The 1,282-nt window shown below is 71.7% G+C and carries 1 protein-coding gene; it reads left to right on the top strand.

What is annotated here, in order from left to right; all coding sequences use genetic code 11:
* Window positions 1–56: 56 nt before the first annotated feature.
* A partial coding sequence (locus ABZW11_RS46235) for an AMP-binding protein (protein ID WP_355432930.1) occupies window positions 57–1,282 on the top strand: 1,226 nt, incomplete at its 3' end.

Below are 1,282 nucleotides of genomic sequence, written 5' to 3'. Positions count from 1 at the left end.
CCTTCGACGGCATCACCATCACCTTCTCCCAGCAGCGCGACAACTTCCCCCTCTCCGTGGCCGTGGACGACGACGGCCGCACCCTCGGCCTGGTGATCGGCGCGGTGGCGCCCATCGACCCCGCGCTGGTCGCCGAGCTGCTGTGCACGGCGGTCGGCAACCTGGTGCACGCCCTGGAGACGGACGCGGGAACACCCTTGTCGGCGGTGGGAGTGCTGGACGAGGACGAACGGCGCGTGCTGGAGGAGTGGAACGACACCGCCGCGACCGTGCCGGACGCGACCGTGGTGGACCTGTTCGAGGCGCAGGCCGCACGGACGCCGGACGCGGTGGCCGTGGTGCGTGACGGCGTCGAGGTGAGCTACGCGGAGCTGAACGCTCGGTCGGATCGGCTCGCGAACGCGCTCGTCGAGCGCGGGGTGGGGCCGGAGTCGATCGTGGGGGTGGCGCTCGAACGCGGCATCGACCTGATCGTGGCCGTGTTCGGCGTGCTCAAGGCGGGCGGCGCCTACCTGCCGATCGACGTCAGTCACCCCGCCGAACGCATTGAGGATGCCCGCCCTGTGATGGTGCTCGCGTCGGCGACGACGGCGGCCTTGCTGCCTGTCCCGGCGCTGACCCTGAACGATCTGCTCGGTGCCGAGGGGCCGGTTCGCAGGGTGGGGCTGCGGCCGGAGCACCCGGCTTACATGATCTACACGTCAGGCTCCACGGGCCGCCCGAAGGGCGTGCTGGTCGAGCACCGCTCGCTGGCCAATCTGCTGCACTGGGCCACGGGCACCTTCACCGATCTGTCCCGGGTGCTGGCGGCGACGTCGCTGAGTTTCGACGTGTCGGTCTTCGAGATCTTCGCGCCGCTGGTGTCGGGCGGCGCCATCGAGCTCGTCGATGACCTGCCGGCCCTCGCCGATCGCGCGGAGGTGTCGCTGGTCAGCGCGGTGCCGTCGGCGCTGGCGCAGGTCCTGGCGGAGACGACGGCGCGACCGAGCCGGGTGGTCCTGACCGGTGAGAGGCTGAACGCCCCTGTCATGCGCGCGGTGAGGGAAGCGCTGCCGGGCGCACAGGTGGACAACATCTATGGCCTCGCAGAGGCGACGGTGTATGCGGCGGCCTGGCACGGGGACACGGAGGGTGCTCCGCCGATCGGCCGGCCGCTGACCAACACGCGCCTGTACGTGCTCGACAGCGGGTTGCGGCCGGTACCGGTGGGCGCGGCGGGTGAGCTTTACATCGCCGGCGCCGGGCTGGCGCGGGGCTATGTCGGCCGGCCTGGCTTGACGGC

The organism is Nonomuraea sp. NPDC004580 (assembly GCF_040609855.1).
In the GTDB taxonomy this organism is placed as follows: Bacteria; Actinomycetota; Actinomycetes; order Streptosporangiales; family Streptosporangiaceae; genus Nonomuraea; species Nonomuraea salmonea.
This window is presented reverse-complemented; position numbering and strand designations above follow the sequence as displayed.